Genomic DNA, 14001 nt, shown 5'->3' on the forward strand with positions numbered 1-14001 from the left:
GGGTCAGCGGCTGCCGGGCAGCTTGACCGTCAGACCGTCCAGTTCCTCGCTCATGCGGATCTGGCAGCCCAGGCGAGAGGTCTTGGTCAGGCCGAAGGCCAGATCCAGCATATCCTCTTCATCTTCGTCGGCGTCGGGCAGCAGGTCGTACCATTCCGGCGTGATGACGACATGGCAGGTGGAGCAGGCCAGCGAACCTTCGCAGGCACCTTCCAGGTCGATATCATGGCGGCGGGCGATCTCCAGGATCGACAGGCCAAGCGGGGCATCCACCTCACGGCGGGTGCCATCGGTCTCAATGAACACCATCTTCGGCATCGCGCCAGAACTCCTAACAACCTTATTGTTGCTGGCCTTGGGGGAGGGGCCAGCCTTATCGTGTCCGTCTTGTTACGAATCCGGCGCGGTCAAGTCCAGCGCCGTTTTGGCGCGGGTGACCGGAGCAGGATGAAGGGGTGGGTGCGGTCAGCGCCGTCCTTCGGCGGCGGTCAATGCCAGGGCCATCTCCTCCACCCGGCGCAGCCTTGTGGCCGCCAGGGAGAGATCGCGCAGGCGGAAGGCATCCAGCAGCAGGCGCAATTCCGCCTGCATATCGGTTTTCACCTCCGTGACCAGCCGCGCCAGGGACGGGCCGTCCGTCACCACTGCCAGCCGCAATTCCCACGCCCCGCCATTGCGGGGCTTTGCCGGGGCCGCATCGGCCAGGGTCAGCAGGGCGCGGGCGCGGGCGGCGGGATCGCGCAAGCTGGCAATGGCATGGGTCAGGGCATCGCGCTGGCGGGCGGCGATGGCCTGGGCTTCTTCCCCCCGCGCGGCGAAACGCGATGGGTCCAGGATGCGGGCAAAGCCGGCCGCCTGCCGGTCCAGCGTTGCAGTTTCGATCTCAAAGCTGGGCAACAGGCCCAGGCGTGTGAAGGGGTCGACATCGCCTGGGGGCTGGATGGCGCCGCACTGGTGACAGAACAGGGCACGGGCCGCCACGCCGGCACCGCAATGCCAGCAGGGAAGAGGATCGGGCTGGCCTTCACCCGGCGTGATCATATCCATATCCATTCCTTCAGGCCGCCGGGCGGGTGCGGGCGGCGATACGGTCCCAACAGGCGATAAAACGGTCTATATCGGCCTCTGTGCTGTCCCAGCCCAGGCTGACCCGGATGGCCGCCCCGGCCAGCGCCTCCTCCAGCCCCATGGCGCGCAGGACATGGGAGGATTTGACCTTGCCGGAGGAACAGGCTGACCCGGCCGATACGGCGATGCCCGCCAGATCAAACGCCATCAACTGGCTGTTGGCCGGCACACCGGGCAGGGCGATGCAGCTTGTATTGGCCACACGCGGGGCGCCTGCCCCGATGATCTGTGCCGTCGGCGCCAGGGCAAGCACCGCCGTTTCCAGCCGGTCGCGCAGCAGGGATAGGGCGGCATAATCGGCAAGCCCGGCCAGCGATGCGGCGCAGGCTGCGCCAAAACCGGCGATACCGGCCACATTCTCCGTTCCCGCCCGCATCCGCCGTTCCTGCCCGCCACCGCGCAGCAGCGGCGCCAGGGGGATGCCGGCGACGGCCAGCAGGGCGCCCACCCCATGCGGCCCGCCGATCTTGTGGGCGGACAGGCTCAACAGGTCGCAGCCCCAGGCCGCCATATCGATGGGGATGCGCCCGGCGGCCTGCACCGCATCACTATGCAGCCAGCCACCATGGGCATGGACGATTGCGGCCAGGGACGCCATGTCCTGGATCACGCCGGTTTCATTATTGACCGCCTGGATGGAAACCAGCGCGGGCTGGCTGTCAGCAGCCAGCAGGGCGGCCAGGGCGGCGCTGTCGATCAGCCCGTCGCCATCCACAGGCACGGCCACCGCATCGGCGCGCACTTCCAGCACCGAGGCATGTTCGGTGGCACCAACCAGCAGACGGCGCTTGTCTCCGGCCAGGGCAAGCGCCTGATTGTTGGCTTCTGTGCCGCCACCGGTGAAGGTGACCTGCGCCGGGCTGGCACCGGCAAGGGCTGCCACCTGTTCGCGCGCATCCTCCACCAGCCGCCGGGCGCGGCGACCGAATCCATGAACGGAGGAGGGGTTGCCAATATGATCCAGGGCCCCGATCAGGGCTGCACGCGCCTCTGGCCGCAGGGGCGCGGTCGCATTCCAGTCCAGGTAAACCATGTCTGCCATCGGGTCACCGCCAGTTCAGCAGGCCGCCAGGGGCCGGATTGCCGCCGAATTGCCTATGAAAACGGCAGTTGAACAGCTTCTCGCAGATAGATGCGAAGAGGCTTGAATAGCAACAGGGCCGCTGTGGTATAGTCCGTGCCCGCTCCGTTGCCTTGATCGGCATCGGCGCGTTTCCCCCGGACGCCGGGGTACGGCCATCCCGGTCGTGCAACGGCGGGCCTTGTCATCACAGGCTGTCCTATAGAATGACCCGGCTGGTCGGTCAAGAACGCCTCCCTTGCATTCTCCCGCCTCCGGGCACGGGTTCGCGCCCGTGTTTTTTCTGTCGGCTGCCCCGCCTGCCGTCTGCTTGCACGCCTGATCGGGACCGGTGAACCAATGCCTGATGTGATCATGAACGGCCCGGCGGGCCGTCTCGAAGGACGCTACTCGCACAGCAAAGTGCCCAACGCCCCCGTGGCGTTGCTGCTTCATCCCCACCCGCAGCATGGCGGGACGATGAATAATCGCATCGTCTATACGCTGTTCCATGCCTTCACCAAGCGCGGCTTCTCTGCCCTGCGCTTCAATTTCCGTGGTGTGGGCCGCAGCCAGGGCACCTATGACCGGGGTGAGGGGGAACTGTCCGATGCGGCGAGCGCGCTGGACTGGCTGCAGACCTACAACCCCAATGCCAGTTCCTGCTGGATTGGCGGTTTCAGCTTCGGCGCCTGGATCGGCATGCAGTTGCTGATGCGCCGGCCGGAACTGGATGGCTTCCTGTCCATCGCCCCGCCGGCCAACATGTTCGATTTCAGCTTCCTGGCCCCGTGCCCGGCATCGGGCCTGATCGTGCATGGCGACCGGGATGAGCTGGTGCCCGAAGCCTCTGTTACCCGTCTGGTGAACAAGCTGTCGGCGCAGAAGGACATCAAGATCGATTATCGCCGTATGGAAGGCGCCAACCATTTCTTCAACGACCGTGCCGATGATCTGGGCCGGATCGTGGATGATTATCTGGATATGGCACTTGCCAAGCCGCTGGGTGCGGCGGCCGGCTGATCGGCATTGCGCCTTGGTCCCGTCGTGCTGGCTTTGGCCGGGATGACGGGATGGGGCGGCGATGAAGCCGGAAAACAAAAAACCCGCCGCCCAATGCCGGGCTGGCGGGTTTTTTGTTGGGGAAATGGTGCTGCCAATTGGAATCGAACCAACGACCTCGTCCTTACCAAGGACGCGCTCTACCGACTGAGCTATGGCAGCATCGACATTTCATCCCGCCCCGACCCTGTGGCCGTTGCGGTGGGCGGCTATGTGCCATTCCAGCGCGGCTGGTGCAAGCGTTTATTCGCATGTCCAGCCATGACCCGGAAAGGCCGATGCCGTAAGTCCTTGAAAACAAAACCCGCCGTCCGTTGCCAGACTGGCGGGTTTTTGTTTTTCTGAAATGGTGCTGCCAATTGGAATCGAACCAACGACCTCGTCCTTACCAAGGACGCGCTCTACCGACTGAGCTATGGCAGCACTGTCATTTCATCCCGTCGCGGCCAAGGCGCCGCTGCGGTGGGCGGCTATGTGCCACTCCACGCCCCGCAGCGCAAGCACAAAAAACGCATTCGGCGATTTTTTCGCCCACCCCTTGACGGCACCGGGGTAAATCCCCTGGAATTCCGCCCGTTTTGAGGGGAGCGACCAGAGATGAGCAAGAACCCGTCCCGCAAGGATGATCGCAAGGACCGTCTGGCCCAGGCGCTGCGCGATAATCTGCGCAAGCGCAAGGAGCAGAATCGTGCCCGCGACACAGCAGATGAGGCCGATGCCCCCAATGATGCCGGGCAGGTAGAAAGCCCCACCGCTTGAGCCTTGTCCGGCGCTGGGCTACAAACTCTTGCGGCCCCGTGGATGGTAAGGGGCCTTTTGCCATTGGGGGACCATTATGCCGATCATGCCTGATAGCTGGATACGGGAACAGGCAACCAAGAACGGGATGATCGAGCCCTTCATCGAAGGGCAGCGCCGCGAGGGTGTGATCTCCTTCGGTCTGTCCTCCTACGGCTATGACGCCCGGGTGGCCGACGAATTCAAGATCTTCACCAATGTCGATAATGCGGTCGTCGATCCGAAGAAGTTCGACGAGACCAGCTTTGTTGACCGCAAGACCGATGTCTGTGTCATCCCACCCAACAGCTTCGCGCTGGCCCGCACGGTGGAATATTTCCGCATTCCCCGCGATGTGCTGGTGGTGTGCCTGGGCAAATCCACCTATGCCCGCTGTGGCCTGATCGTGAATGTCACGCCGCTGGAGCCGGAATGGGAAGGCCATGTGACGCTGGAAATTTCCAACACCACGCCGCTGCCGGCCAAGGTCTACGCGAATGAGGGGCTGTGCCAGTTCCTGTTCTTCCAGGGGGCAAGCCCGTGCGAGGTCTCCTATGCCGACCGCGCCGGGAAGTACATGAAGCAGCGCGGCGTGACGCTGGCGCGCCTCTGATCTGCCGTAGCGGCGCCATGTTCGGCGCCGATAAACCGGTCCCAAGCCCGATCCTTTCATCCCGTACTCGTGAAGAACCTCCCCCATGGACAAGCTCGTCATCCGCGGTGGCAACCCTCTCCGGGGCCAGATTCCTGTCAGCGGCGCCAAGAATGCCGCCCTGCCTTTGCAGGCCGCCTGCCTTCTCACCGATGAGAAGCTGACGTTGACGAACCTGCCGCTGCTGGCCGACATCACCACCATGAACCGGCTGCTGGCCCAGCATGGGGTGGAGGTGCATATCAATGGCCGCGATGCCTTCGGGTCCAGTGGCCGGTCGGTCGAGCTGTTTGCCAACGATATTTTCAACACCACCGCCCCCTATGATCTGGTGCGCAAGATGCGCGCGTCGGTGCTGGTGCTGGGGCCGCTGCTGGCCCGTTTCGGCCAGGCGAAGGTCAGCCTGCCCGGCGGCTGCGCCATCGGTACGCGGCCCGTCGATCTGCATATCAAGGGCCTGCAGGCCATGGGCGCGCAGATTGATATCGAAGGCGGCTATATCCTGGCCAAGGCGCCGGAAGGCGGGCTGGTGGGGGCGGAATTTGTCTTCCCGCAAGTATCCGTCGGCGCGACCGAGAACCTGATGATGGCCGCCACCCTGGCCAAGGGTGAAACCGTGCTGGTCAATGCCGCCCGCGAACCGGAAATCGGCGATCTGGCCCGCTGCCTCATTGCCATGGGGGCGGAGATCGAGGGCGTGGGCAGCGACCGGCTTGTCATCAAGGGCAAGGACCGGCTGCATGGCGCCACCTATGCCGTGCTGCCCGACCGGATCGAGGCCGGCACCTTCGCCATGGCCGCCGCCATCACGGGTGGTGAGCTGGAATTGCTGGGCGCCAAGCTGGCGGACCTGAAGGCCGTGGGCAAGACGCTGGCGGCTGCCAATGTGAAGCTGGTGGAAACCGCCGGCGGCGTGCTGGTTTCCGCCACGGCGGGCGAACTGCTCGGCGTGGATGTGATGACGGAACCGTTCCCCGGTTTCCCCACCGATCTTCAGGCCCAGATGATGGCACTGATGTGCGTGGCCAAGGGCGCTTCCATGATCACGGAGACGATTTTTGAGAATCGTTTCATGCATGTGCCGGAACTGACCCGCATGGGTGCGAATATCACTGTCCATGGCTCGTCCGCCCTGGTCCGTGGCGTGCCGCGCCTGACCGGGGCGCCAGTGATGGCGACCGATCTGCGCGCTTCGGTCTCCCTGGTCCTGGCTGGGCTGGCGGCGCAGGGGGAAACAGTGGTCAACCGCATCTATCACCTCGATCGCGGGTATGAGCGGATTGAGGAGAAGCTGGCCGCCTGCGGCGCGTCCATGGAGCGGGTGCGGGAAGAGGCGGCCTGATCGCGGTCAGCGCCTGCAGGATGGGGGGCATCATGGCGGATGGGTTGCGGCTTCGGGCTGGCGATGCGGAAGATCTGGGCGTGATATCTGCGGTGCTGCAGGATGCCATCCTGCCCATCGGGGAAATGGCCTATCTGCCGGATGAGGCCTGCTTCGTCCTGGTAGCCAACCGGTTCCGCTGGGAAGGGGAGGGGAAGGCGCCCGCCGGCCCCACCCCTGACGAGCCGGTGGCGGGGGAGCGGGTGCATAGCGCCGTGCGCTTCCACAAGGTGGCCCATGTCGCCTGCCGGGGCCTGGACCTGAAGCGGCGGGACCAGTTCCTGTCGCTATTGTCGCTGGAAGCGATGGACGGGGCCATCCTGCTGCATATGGCGGCTGGGGCCGATATCCGCCTGACCGTCAGTGAAATTGACTGTGTGCTGGAAGATATCGGCCTGCCCTGGCCCGCCGGCAGCCGACCGGCCCATCCGGACTGACCCACCCGCCAAATCACGCCGGGCGATAGATGCCGAAACGGCGGATGCGCAGATGGCTTTGCGTCGTCCGCAGGGCGAAATGGCCGCTGGTATAGGGTTCCGGATCGGTGAAATCGAACAGCTTCTTGCCGTCGCGGTAATAACGAACGGTCGGGCCATCAGCGACCAGGGTGATTTCCTGCCAGACATTGGGCGTCAGCATGTCGGCCGGGTCCTGGAGGTCATGGCCCGGCAAAAGCGGCCGGTTGCCAGCCTGCCCGGTATAGCGGCGGAAGCGGGTGGTCTTGTTCCAGTTACCGCCCTGCCCGACATAATAGAGCTTCAGCGTGTCGTAATCCTCGAACTTGCCGGTGCGCGGGTTGGTGAGCGCGTTACCATCGGGCGCGCCGGGATCGGTCGCCATCCAGAAGGCGTTCAGGTCGCTGACCCGGTCATTCGGCCCGCCTTCCGACACGGCCAGCGCCTGATAGCGAATCAGGATCGGCCCTTCCAGCCGCTGGCGGAACCAGACGGAGGTACCGGCGGGCACGTCAATATCCAGGATGCCGCCCTGCGCTGTCACCTTGCCCGGCTGGTGCATTTCCACATGCCACTTGGCCAGCCCCTGGGTGAAATCATCACCATACAGCGGGGCGCCGGCAGCAGGGCCCTGCGCCCCGGCCAGGGCGGGCGGCACGGTGGCGAGCGCAAGCCCGGCCCCGGCGGCGCCCAGGATGATGCGGCGGCTGGGATGATCGGCGGTCTGGCGGGTCAAATCGCTTTTCCTTTCTCCGGCAGGCGCACAAAGCGCTTCTGGTCGTGTAACGGCAGGCAATCTACCGTCCGAAGGTGGGCGGGGGCGACCCAAAACCACATGATCGTATGTGGAAATATCCGGAAAACGGCCATGCGGCGGATAAAACCCCTCCTTCGCCATTGATCCCGGCATCGCGGGGTGCGTTGATGGAGGCAATGAGCCCTTCATTGGGGAATCGGGAAGGAACGCCGCGATGATCGACCTTTATTCCGCCGCCACGCCCAATGGCTACAAGGTGTCCTGCACGCTGGAGGAGGTGGGGCTGCCCTACACGCTCCACGCGGTCGATCTTTCGAAGGGGGAGCAGAAGGAACCCTGGTTCCTGGCGATGAACCCCAATGGCCGTATCCCCGTGATCGTGGACCGAGCTGAGGATTTCACGGTCTTCGAGTCGGGCGCCATCATGGTCTATCTGGCGGAGAAGACCGGCCGTCTGATGCCGACCGACGCCAAGGGCCGGTCGCGCGTGCTGCAATGGGTGATGTTCCAGATGGGCGGTGTGGGCCCCATGATGGGGCAGGCCAATGTCTTCTACCGCTATTTCCCGGAGAAGATCGAACCCGCCATCCAGCGCTATCAGAAAGAAACCCACCGGCTGTTAGGCGTGTTGGACAGCCGCCTGAAGGAGCATGAATTCCTGGCCGGCGATTTTTCCATCGCCGATATCGCGAACTGGTGCTGGGCCCGCACGCATGACTGGTCGGGTGTGGCGATTGATGATCTGCCCCACCTGAAGCGCTGGATTGACCAGCTTGCCGCTCGCCCGGCCATGGCCGCCGGCCTGGAACAGCCGCCCCGCTTCACCAGCGCGGAAAAGCTGGTGCAGTCGGCCCAGACCATGGTGGTGCGGTAATAAACTATTCGTAGCGGTGAGGTGCTAGATCGTAAAATCATAAAAATGAAGCCGCGGGCGCATTAAAAATAAGCTGGACCATAGTGAGGAAGTTCCCGGCCAGCCGTGTCTGGTTGCAAATCTGTGGAGCGGTAAGGCTCAGTGGGATTGGGGGCCCTTGAGCATCGCGGCCTGCTGGTGGCGAACGGAGGTGCTGTCGATTATGGCGCGCGGGTCATAGCGCTTGGGTGGGTCGCGCCACGGCGCACCGGTGCGTAGCACCTAGAAGAGGCCGTTCAACACACGGTTGTCATCAACGCGAGGCACATCTCGCGGTTTGTTCGGTCGAATCGGCTCGATCACACGCCATTCGAAGTCGGTCAGATTAATTGGCTCATGCCGATGCTGAATCAGCAAACGATCGAAATGGAAAGGGCATATAGTCGAGTCTCGTTTGCGATGTTAAGGTTTCAACATGCTATACTACCCGAAAATACAGCTCTCGCGCTTGCGCGAGATTGGTTGGAGGCTTTGGGACCCGATAGGCTTGGCAGATGAGAACGGGTCTTGTGGCGAAGGATGCGCCGACGAATATGACGGTTATCTGCTGCACGTCGTCAGCATGCTCTATCGCGGTAGCTCGAAAGACGAAGCGACAACCTACCTTGTCGGAATCGTATCCGACCATATGGGGTTATCTGTCGTAGATTCCGATGCAGCCGCCGCAACGGCGCGGGCAATCGCGGATTACCTAACCTCACTGTCGGATGGCCCAAAGACCGTTCACTGATTGCGTTTATGAGTTCACAGCCTAGACCTCCCGCCGCTTGTGTGCCGGTTATAACCCTTCCGGCTTGAAGGGGCGGGCCATCAGGCCGTCGATCATGGCTTCCAGATCGGCGCCATGGTTCAGCAGGGCATCCACCGCCTGACAGAGCGGCATGTCCACGCCCTTGGCGGCCGCCAGCTTGGTCACGGCGCGGGCGGTATAGACCCCTTCGGCAACAGAGCGGCGCTCGCCCAGCACCTCTTCCAGCCGCCTTCCCTGGCCCAAGGCGGCACCCAGTGACATGTTGCGTGATTGCAGCGACGAACAGGTCAGCGTCAGGTCGCCCAGACCGGACAGGCCCATCAGGGTTTCAGGCCGCGCGCCCAGCGTCACCCCCAGCCGGGCAATCTCCGCCAAGCCCCTGGTGATCAGGGCGGCGCGGGCATTGTCGCCCAGTGCGCGGCCATGCACGATGCCACAGGCAATCGCCAGCACATTCTTGACCGCCCCGCCCACCTGGGCGCCGATCAAATCGTCGGAGAGGTAGGGGCGGAACGTGCGGCCGCCCAGGGCAGCCAGGAGTTGCCGCCCAAGGTCCGCATCCTCAATCGCCAGCGTCACCGCCGTTGGCAGGCCCTTGGCCACTTCGGCGGCGAAGGTGGGGCCGGACAGCACGGCCAGCGGCTGGTTCCCGAGTTCCGCCTTGGCCGCCTCGCTCATCAGGTCGCCGGTGTCGATCTCGATTCCCTTGGCGCAGATCACCACAGGCACCGTGGGCGACAATAGCGGCTTCAGGCTGCGGCAGGCGGCGCGCAGATGCTGTGCGGGCGTGACCAGCAGCACGGCATCCACGGCTGCCGCTTCAGCCAGATCGGCGGTGGCGCGGATGGCCGGGTCCAGCGGGATACCGGGCAGGAACAGGCTGTTCTCACCATGTTGGGTGATGCTGTCCACCACTTCCGGTTCCCGCGCCTGCAACACCACCTGCCGGCCGGCGCGCGCCGCTGCCATTGCCAGGGCTGTGCCCCAGGCCCCGGCCCCGATCACACCGATACGCTGCATGGCATTTCCCCCTGGTTGCTCTGCCGGCCTTAATCCGGGTTTCATGCCCCAAGGCTTAGCGCGGTCCGGTCCGGAAATAAAGATAAGCCCGGTCAGGCATGAAGGGGCAGGGGTTCCGCCTTCATGCCCGGCCGGGCTTATCCATCGTCACTGAGCCGTCGGCGCTATAACGGGCGGGGCTGGACTGTCCGGGGGAGAACGGTCCGGTGGGGTACGAGCCCCGCCCGTCATGGCGCTGGATCAGTGTCGATTCTGCTTAGTTGGTGGCGGCGGGCTGCGACGACTGGATCGTGCAGTCCGAACCATAGGTCTGGCACTCGGTCAAAGCGGCCTGGCGGGCTTCTTCCTCATTTTCGCGGACCACCCAGCCGAAAGCGCCATCCGTGGACATGGCCAGGGCCTTGGCCCCTTCGGCCTTCTCGTAATCGGCCAGGACTTCGCCCTTCAGGTCGATAGCATCCGTGTTGGTGTTGGCGATCTGGCGCAGTTCACCGCCGGCATTGGCTGCGGTCACCTGACCATCGACAGAGAAGATGCGGCACTGTTCATTGGTCACTTCGGCGCAGCGGCTCAGTGCATTGGCGCGGGCGGTGGCGCCGTCAGCGGCAGAGCTGTAGCCGATGGAGCCATCGTCAGCCAGGGCGAAGGCCTTGGGGCCGTCCAGCTTCATATACAGCGCGTAGCTGTCCTTGCCGACCGGGCTCAGATTTTCCAGCGGGTCGGACTGGGCCATGGCGGCGGCCGGGGTGGCGACGAGGAAAGCGGCGATCAGGGCGGCCTTGGTGTTCTTGTGCATGGTTCATCTCCTAGCCAGGTTGGGCCGGGCAATGCGCCCTTAAAGGCGGCGGCTCCGGCATCGTCCGGGTGGGGTGCGATGATTGAGTTGTTTCAATCAACGCTTGCGTCCAGCCCAGCATCGCACAAACAACGGCCTTCAAAGGGGGTTGTTCCCAAAGGTCACCGACAAAATCGGGAGAAAATAGCGACCGTAAGCGATTCCAACCTATTGCTAAATGTCCGCCTAATTCATCCTGAAATCTCGCCCACTTTTTGCCCTCATCTTTGTCCTATGACGCAATATCTCCATATTCGGTGGTCATGACTGGCTATAGCGAATTCGTTGTGACCGAAATTTGTCACAGAGTCCCCAGGCACTGAATAGAAAGGCCCGGCCATCAGGGATGACCGGGCCATAAAAACAGGCATCAGATACCGTGATCAGGCCTTGGCACCGGCCTTGGCAGCACCGGGGTCGAGCGGCCAGCGGGGGCGGGGGGCGAAGTCCAGACTGTCGGTCAGGCCCAGGCGCAGCCGTTCCAGCCCGGCCCAGGCGATCATGGCGCCATTATCGGTGCACAGGTTCAAGGGCGGGGCGACAAAATCAAACTTTCGCTTGGCGCAGAGCTTGGTCAGCCGGGCCCGCAAAATCTGGTTTGCCGCCACGCCGCCGGCCACCACCAGCGTGTTGCCGTCTGGCCATTGGTCGCGGAACAGTCTCATCGCCCGATCACACCGGTCGATCAGGCTGTCGCCCACGGCCTGGTGGAAGGCAGCGGCCAGATCGGCCATGTCGGCATCGCTCCCCGTCTCCCCCAGCATTTCCACGTGGCGGCGCACGGCGGTCTTCAGGCCGGAGAAGCTGAAATCGCAATCCGGGCGGCCCCTCATCGGCACCGGCAGGCTGAATCGGGTGGGGTCGGTGGCGCGGTTGGCGGCCTTTTCCATCATCGGCCCACCGGGATAGCCCAGCCCCATCAGCTTGGCCGCCTTGTCGAAGGCTTCCCCCACGGCATCGTCGATGGTGGTGCCCAGGCGGCGATAGCGGCCAACCCCTTCCACGGCCAGCAACTGGCAATGCCCGCCAGAAACCAGCAGCAGCAGGAAGGGGAAGGGCACGCCATGGGTCAGCCGCGCGGTCAGCGCATGGCCTTCCAGATGGTTGACGGCGGCGAAGGGCAGGTTGCGCACGGCGCAGATCGCCTTTGCCGTCATGACCCCGACCATGACACCCCCGATCAGGCCCGGCCCGGCAGTGGCGGCCACGCCATCAATATCGTCCAGGGTCAGGCCCGCATCGTCCAGCGACTGGCGAACCAGCCGGTCCAGATGCTGAAGATGGGCACGGGCGGCGATTTCCGGCACCACGCCGCCATAGGGGCGATGCTCGTCAAGCTGGCTTAGAACCACGTTGGACAGCACGGTACCGGGCGCGGAATCGCCATCGGCGGCCACGATGGCGGCAGCGGTTTCGTCGCAGCTTGTCTCAATTCCAAGTATGATCATGGTGGCCCCAAGCTAGTCGTCAGGGGCTGTCACGGCAAGGGAGGCTTCCCTCCGAAGCCATTCAAGGATATTGAGGCGGGTATGAATACTGCCCTCATCCGCATCGGCACGCGCGGCAGCCCGCTGGCGCTGGCGCAGGCCCACGAAACCCGCGACCGTCTGGCCGCCCTGTTCCCCGAACTCGCCGAGCCCGGCGCGGTGGAGATTGTCACCTTCAAAACAGAAGGGGACCGTATCCAGGACCGCACCCTGATGGCTGCCGGCGGCAAAGGTCTCTTCACCAAAGAGATTGAGGATGCGCTGCTGGATGGCCGGGTCGATCTGGCCGTCCATTCCATGAAGGATGTGCCGACCTGGCTGCCCGATGGGTTGAGCATCAGCGCCCTGCTGCCGCGTGAGGATCACCGCGACGGCTGGATCAGCTTTAAGGCGGCCACGCTGGATGATCTGCCGGCCGGCAGTGTGGTGGGCACCGCCAGCCTGCGCCGTCAGGCCCTGGTGCTGATGCGCCGGCCCGACCTGCGCGTGGTGCCCTTCCGCGGCAATGTGCAGACCCGTCTGCGCAAGCTGGAGGAAGGGCAGGTGGACGCCACCCTGCTGGCCATGGCCGGCATGCGGCGCCTGGGGCTGGCCGACCGGGTCACCAGTGTGATCGAGCCGGATGTGATGCTGCCCGCCGTGGCCCAGGGGGCCATCGGGATCGAGACGCGGATCAATGATGACCGCGTGAACCGATATGTCATGGCGCTGAACTGCCCGGCGACGGCGGCCCGCGTGGCGGCGGAACGGGGTGTTCTGGCGACGCTGGACGGGTCCTGCCGCACGCCTATCGCGGCCCTGGCGCTGATATCCGGGGCGGCCTTGTCCGTGCAGGCGCTGGTCATCCGCCCCAATGGACAGCAATGGTTCGTCACCGCCCGTACGGGGGCTATCAGCGATGCTGCCGCCATGGGCATTGATGCCGGCAATGAACTGAAATCCATGCTGCCTTCGGACTTCTTCAAAGGGGCCGAGGCGATGGCGCAAGAGCCCGTGGTGTGACGGGCATCCTTGTTACCCGGCCGGAACCGGCGGCCAGCGAAACCACGGCCTTTCTGGCGGCGCGCGGATACAGCGTTCATTCATGCCCCCTGCTGGAGGTGGAGGGGGTATTAACCCCGCCGCCCGATCTGGCGGGCGTGGCGGCGCTTGTCCTCACCTCCCCCAACGGGGTGCGGGCGCTGGAGGGCCTGATCGGGCAGCGCGATTTGCCGGTTTACGCGGTGGGGGATCGCACGGCCGATATGGCCTTGGCGGCGGGTTTCGCCTCCGTGCGCAGTGCCGGTGGCGATATTCATGATCTGGCCCGCCTGATCCTGACGGAACCGCCGGCCAGTGAAGGCCGTTTGCTGCACATCTGTGGGGCGGATGTGGCGGGCGATCTGGCGTCGCTGCTCCGCCCCGGCAACCTGCAGGTGGAACGGCATGTCGCCTATCGCGCCGTCCCCGTCCGGCACCTGGATGCCGGTACGGTGGCGGCCTTGGCGGCTGGTGACATAACCCATGTGCTGCTTTTTTCCGCCCGTACCGCGCGCGCCTTTGTTACCTTGGCGTGTCAGGCCGAAATGGTGGAAGCGGTGCATGGCCTGACCGCGCTGTGTATCAGCAACGCCGTTGCCGAGGCCGCATCCGGCCTTTCCTGGCGACGGGTAGAAATTGCGGCATCGCCCGATGCCGACAGTCTGTTGGCCCTGCTGCCCCCGGCACCCTGAACACGGGCTCC

The 14001-nt window shown here is 64.4% G+C and carries 15 protein-coding genes, 2 tRNA genes and 1 pseudogene; 8 read left to right on the forward strand and 10 right to left on the reverse strand.

Features of this window, described 5'->3' with window-relative positions; genetic code table 11:
- Positions 1-3: 3 nt before the first annotated feature.
- From G473_RS0116725 to G473_RS0116735, 3 genes are all read right to left on the reverse strand, one after another.
- On the reverse strand, positions 4-318 hold the full coding sequence (locus G473_RS0116725; protein WP_029014053.1) for a ferredoxin family 2Fe-2S iron-sulfur cluster binding protein: 315 nt from the start codon (positions 316-318) through the stop codon (positions 4-6).
- A gap of 147 nt (positions 319-465) precedes the next feature.
- Positions 466-1047, reverse strand: a complete 582-nt coding sequence (locus G473_RS29460; RefSeq protein WP_154667441.1) for a molecular chaperone DnaJ — start codon at positions 1045-1047, stop codon at positions 466-468.
- Between the two features lie 10 nt (positions 1048-1057).
- Entirely contained in the window at positions 1058-2170 is a 1113-nt protein-coding gene (locus G473_RS0116735; protein ID WP_029014054.1) for a cysteine desulfurase family protein, read from the reverse strand.
- A 378-nt stretch (positions 2171-2548) separates the two neighbouring features.
- Here G473_RS0116735 and G473_RS0116740 point away from each other — a divergent pair, with 378 nt between their 5' ends.
- Entirely contained in the window at positions 2549-3211 is a 663-nt protein-coding gene (locus G473_RS0116740) for an alpha/beta hydrolase (protein WP_029014055.1), read from the forward strand.
- Positions 3212-3336: 125 nt separating this feature from the next.
- On the opposite strand, the gene G473_RS0116745 is transcribed toward G473_RS0116740, so the two are convergent.
- Together G473_RS0116745 and G473_RS0116750 are read right to left on the reverse strand one after the other, a co-directional pair.
- A tRNA-Thr gene (locus tag G473_RS0116745) sits at positions 3337-3412 on the reverse strand.
- A gap of 185 nt (positions 3413-3597) precedes the next feature.
- Positions 3598-3673 (reverse strand) — tRNA-Thr (locus G473_RS0116750).
- Positions 3674-3847: 174 nt separating this feature from the next.
- Between G473_RS0116750 and G473_RS30785 the strand changes: the two genes are divergently transcribed.
- From G473_RS30785 to G473_RS0116770, 4 genes are all read left to right on the forward strand, one after another.
- Complete coding sequence (locus G473_RS30785; RefSeq protein WP_169728481.1) at positions 3848-4009, forward strand: hypothetical protein; 162 nt, start codon at positions 3848-3850, stop codon at positions 4007-4009.
- A gap of 76 nt (positions 4010-4085) precedes the next feature.
- Positions 4086-4640 carry a dCTP deaminase gene (gene dcd, locus G473_RS0116760; protein WP_029014056.1) on the forward strand — a complete coding sequence of 185 codons (555 nt, stop codon included), beginning with the start codon at positions 4086-4088 and terminating at the stop codon, positions 4638-4640.
- Positions 4641-4725: 85 nt separating this feature from the next.
- A complete protein-coding gene (murA, locus tag G473_RS0116765; RefSeq protein WP_029014057.1) occupies positions 4726-6021 on the forward strand; it encodes a UDP-N-acetylglucosamine 1-carboxyvinyltransferase in 1296 nt (431 codons plus the stop codon).
- Between the two features lie 32 nt (positions 6022-6053).
- Positions 6054-6497, forward strand: a complete 444-nt coding sequence (locus tag G473_RS0116770; RefSeq protein ID WP_029014058.1) for a DUF2948 family protein — start codon at positions 6054-6056, stop codon at positions 6495-6497.
- 13 nt (positions 6498-6510) lie between these two features.
- On the opposite strand, the gene G473_RS0116775 is transcribed toward G473_RS0116770, so the two are convergent.
- Complete coding sequence (locus G473_RS0116775) at positions 6511-7251, reverse strand: DUF6250 domain-containing protein (protein WP_035707553.1); 741 nt, start codon at positions 7249-7251, stop codon at positions 6511-6513.
- Positions 7252-7486: 235 nt separating this feature from the next.
- On the opposite strand from G473_RS0116775, the gene G473_RS0116780 reads away from it, so the two are divergent.
- Entirely contained in the window at positions 7487-8146 is a 660-nt protein-coding gene (locus G473_RS0116780) for a glutathione S-transferase family protein (protein WP_029014060.1), read from the forward strand.
- A 141-nt stretch (positions 8147-8287) separates the two neighbouring features.
- On the opposite strand, the pseudogene G473_RS29980 reads toward G473_RS0116780, so the two are convergent.
- The 4 genes and pseudogenes from G473_RS29980 to tsaD form a co-directional block, all read right to left on the reverse strand.
- A pseudogene (locus G473_RS29980) lies at positions 8288-8515 on the reverse strand (transposase); the annotation flags it as partial.
- Positions 8516-8963: 448 nt separating this feature from the next.
- Positions 8964-9956: an NAD(P)H-dependent glycerol-3-phosphate dehydrogenase gene (locus G473_RS0116790; RefSeq protein ID WP_029014062.1), complete on the reverse strand. Its 993-nt coding sequence runs from the start codon at positions 9954-9956 to the stop codon at positions 8964-8966.
- Between the two features lie 256 nt (positions 9957-10212).
- Positions 10213-10752 (reverse strand): DUF4189 domain-containing protein, encoded by a 540-nt coding sequence (locus G473_RS0116795; RefSeq protein WP_029014063.1) that lies wholly within the window; start codon positions 10750-10752, stop codon positions 10213-10215.
- Positions 10753-11174: 422 nt separating this feature from the next.
- The gene (gene tsaD, locus G473_RS0116800; protein WP_029014064.1) at positions 11175-12239 is read right to left on the reverse strand and encodes a tRNA (adenosine(37)-N6)-threonylcarbamoyltransferase complex transferase subunit TsaD; all 1065 of its coding nucleotides are present in this window, start codon (positions 12237-12239) and stop codon (positions 11175-11177) included.
- Between the two features lie 81 nt (positions 12240-12320).
- On the opposite strand from tsaD, the gene hemC reads away from it, so the two are divergent.
- Both hemC and G473_RS0116810 read left to right on the forward strand, forming a co-directional pair.
- Positions 12321-13280 (forward strand): hydroxymethylbilane synthase, encoded by a 960-nt coding sequence (gene hemC, locus G473_RS0116805; protein ID WP_035707557.1) that lies wholly within the window; start codon positions 12321-12323, stop codon positions 13278-13280.
- Positions 13277-13990: a uroporphyrinogen-III synthase gene (locus tag G473_RS0116810; protein ID WP_029014066.1), complete on the forward strand. Its 714-nt coding sequence runs from the start codon at positions 13277-13279 to the stop codon at positions 13988-13990. Before hemC ends, G473_RS0116810 begins: the two co-directional genes overlap by 4 nt.
- Positions 13991-14001 lie beyond the last annotated feature (11 nt).

This window comes from Niveispirillum irakense DSM 11586 (genome assembly GCF_000429645.1).
Classification (GTDB): Bacteria; Pseudomonadota; Alphaproteobacteria; order Azospirillales; family Azospirillaceae; genus Niveispirillum; species Niveispirillum irakense.

Excerpts from the sequence above, each read along its gene's own strand:
- G473_RS0116725 (WP_029014053.1), bottom strand. The coding sequence starts at position 318 with ATGCCGAAGATGGTGTTCATTGAGACCGATGGCACCCGCCGTGAGGTG.
- G473_RS29460 (WP_154667441.1), bottom strand. The coding sequence starts at position 1,047 with ATGGATATGATCACGCCGGGTGAAGGCCAGCCCGATCCTCTTCCCTGC.
- G473_RS0116735 (WP_029014054.1), bottom strand. The coding sequence starts at position 2,170 with ATGGCAGACATGGTTTACCTGGACTGGAATGCGACCGCGCCCCTGCGG.
- G473_RS0116740 (WP_029014055.1), top strand. The coding sequence starts at position 2,549 with ATGCCTGATGTGATCATGAACGGCCCGGCGGGCCGTCTCGAAGGACGC.
- G473_RS30785 (WP_169728481.1), top strand. The coding sequence starts at position 3,848 with ATGAGCAAGAACCCGTCCCGCAAGGATGATCGCAAGGACCGTCTGGCC.
- dcd (WP_029014056.1), top strand. The coding sequence starts at position 4,086 with ATGCCGATCATGCCTGATAGCTGGATACGGGAACAGGCAACCAAGAAC.
- murA (WP_029014057.1), top strand. The coding sequence starts at position 4,726 with ATGGACAAGCTCGTCATCCGCGGTGGCAACCCTCTCCGGGGCCAGATT.
- G473_RS0116770 (WP_029014058.1), top strand. The coding sequence starts at position 6,054 with ATGGCGGATGGGTTGCGGCTTCGGGCTGGCGATGCGGAAGATCTGGGC.
- G473_RS0116780 (WP_029014060.1), top strand. The coding sequence starts at position 7,487 with ATGATCGACCTTTATTCCGCCGCCACGCCCAATGGCTACAAGGTGTCC.
- G473_RS0116790 (WP_029014062.1), bottom strand. The coding sequence starts at position 9,956 with ATGCAGCGTATCGGTGTGATCGGGGCCGGGGCCTGGGGCACAGCCCTG.
- G473_RS0116795 (WP_029014063.1), bottom strand. The coding sequence starts at position 10,752 with ATGCACAAGAACACCAAGGCCGCCCTGATCGCCGCTTTCCTCGTCGCC.
- tsaD (WP_029014064.1), bottom strand. The coding sequence starts at position 12,239 with ATGATCATACTTGGAATTGAGACAAGCTGCGACGAAACCGCTGCCGCC.
- hemC (WP_035707557.1), top strand. The coding sequence starts at position 12,321 with ATGAATACTGCCCTCATCCGCATCGGCACGCGCGGCAGCCCGCTGGCG.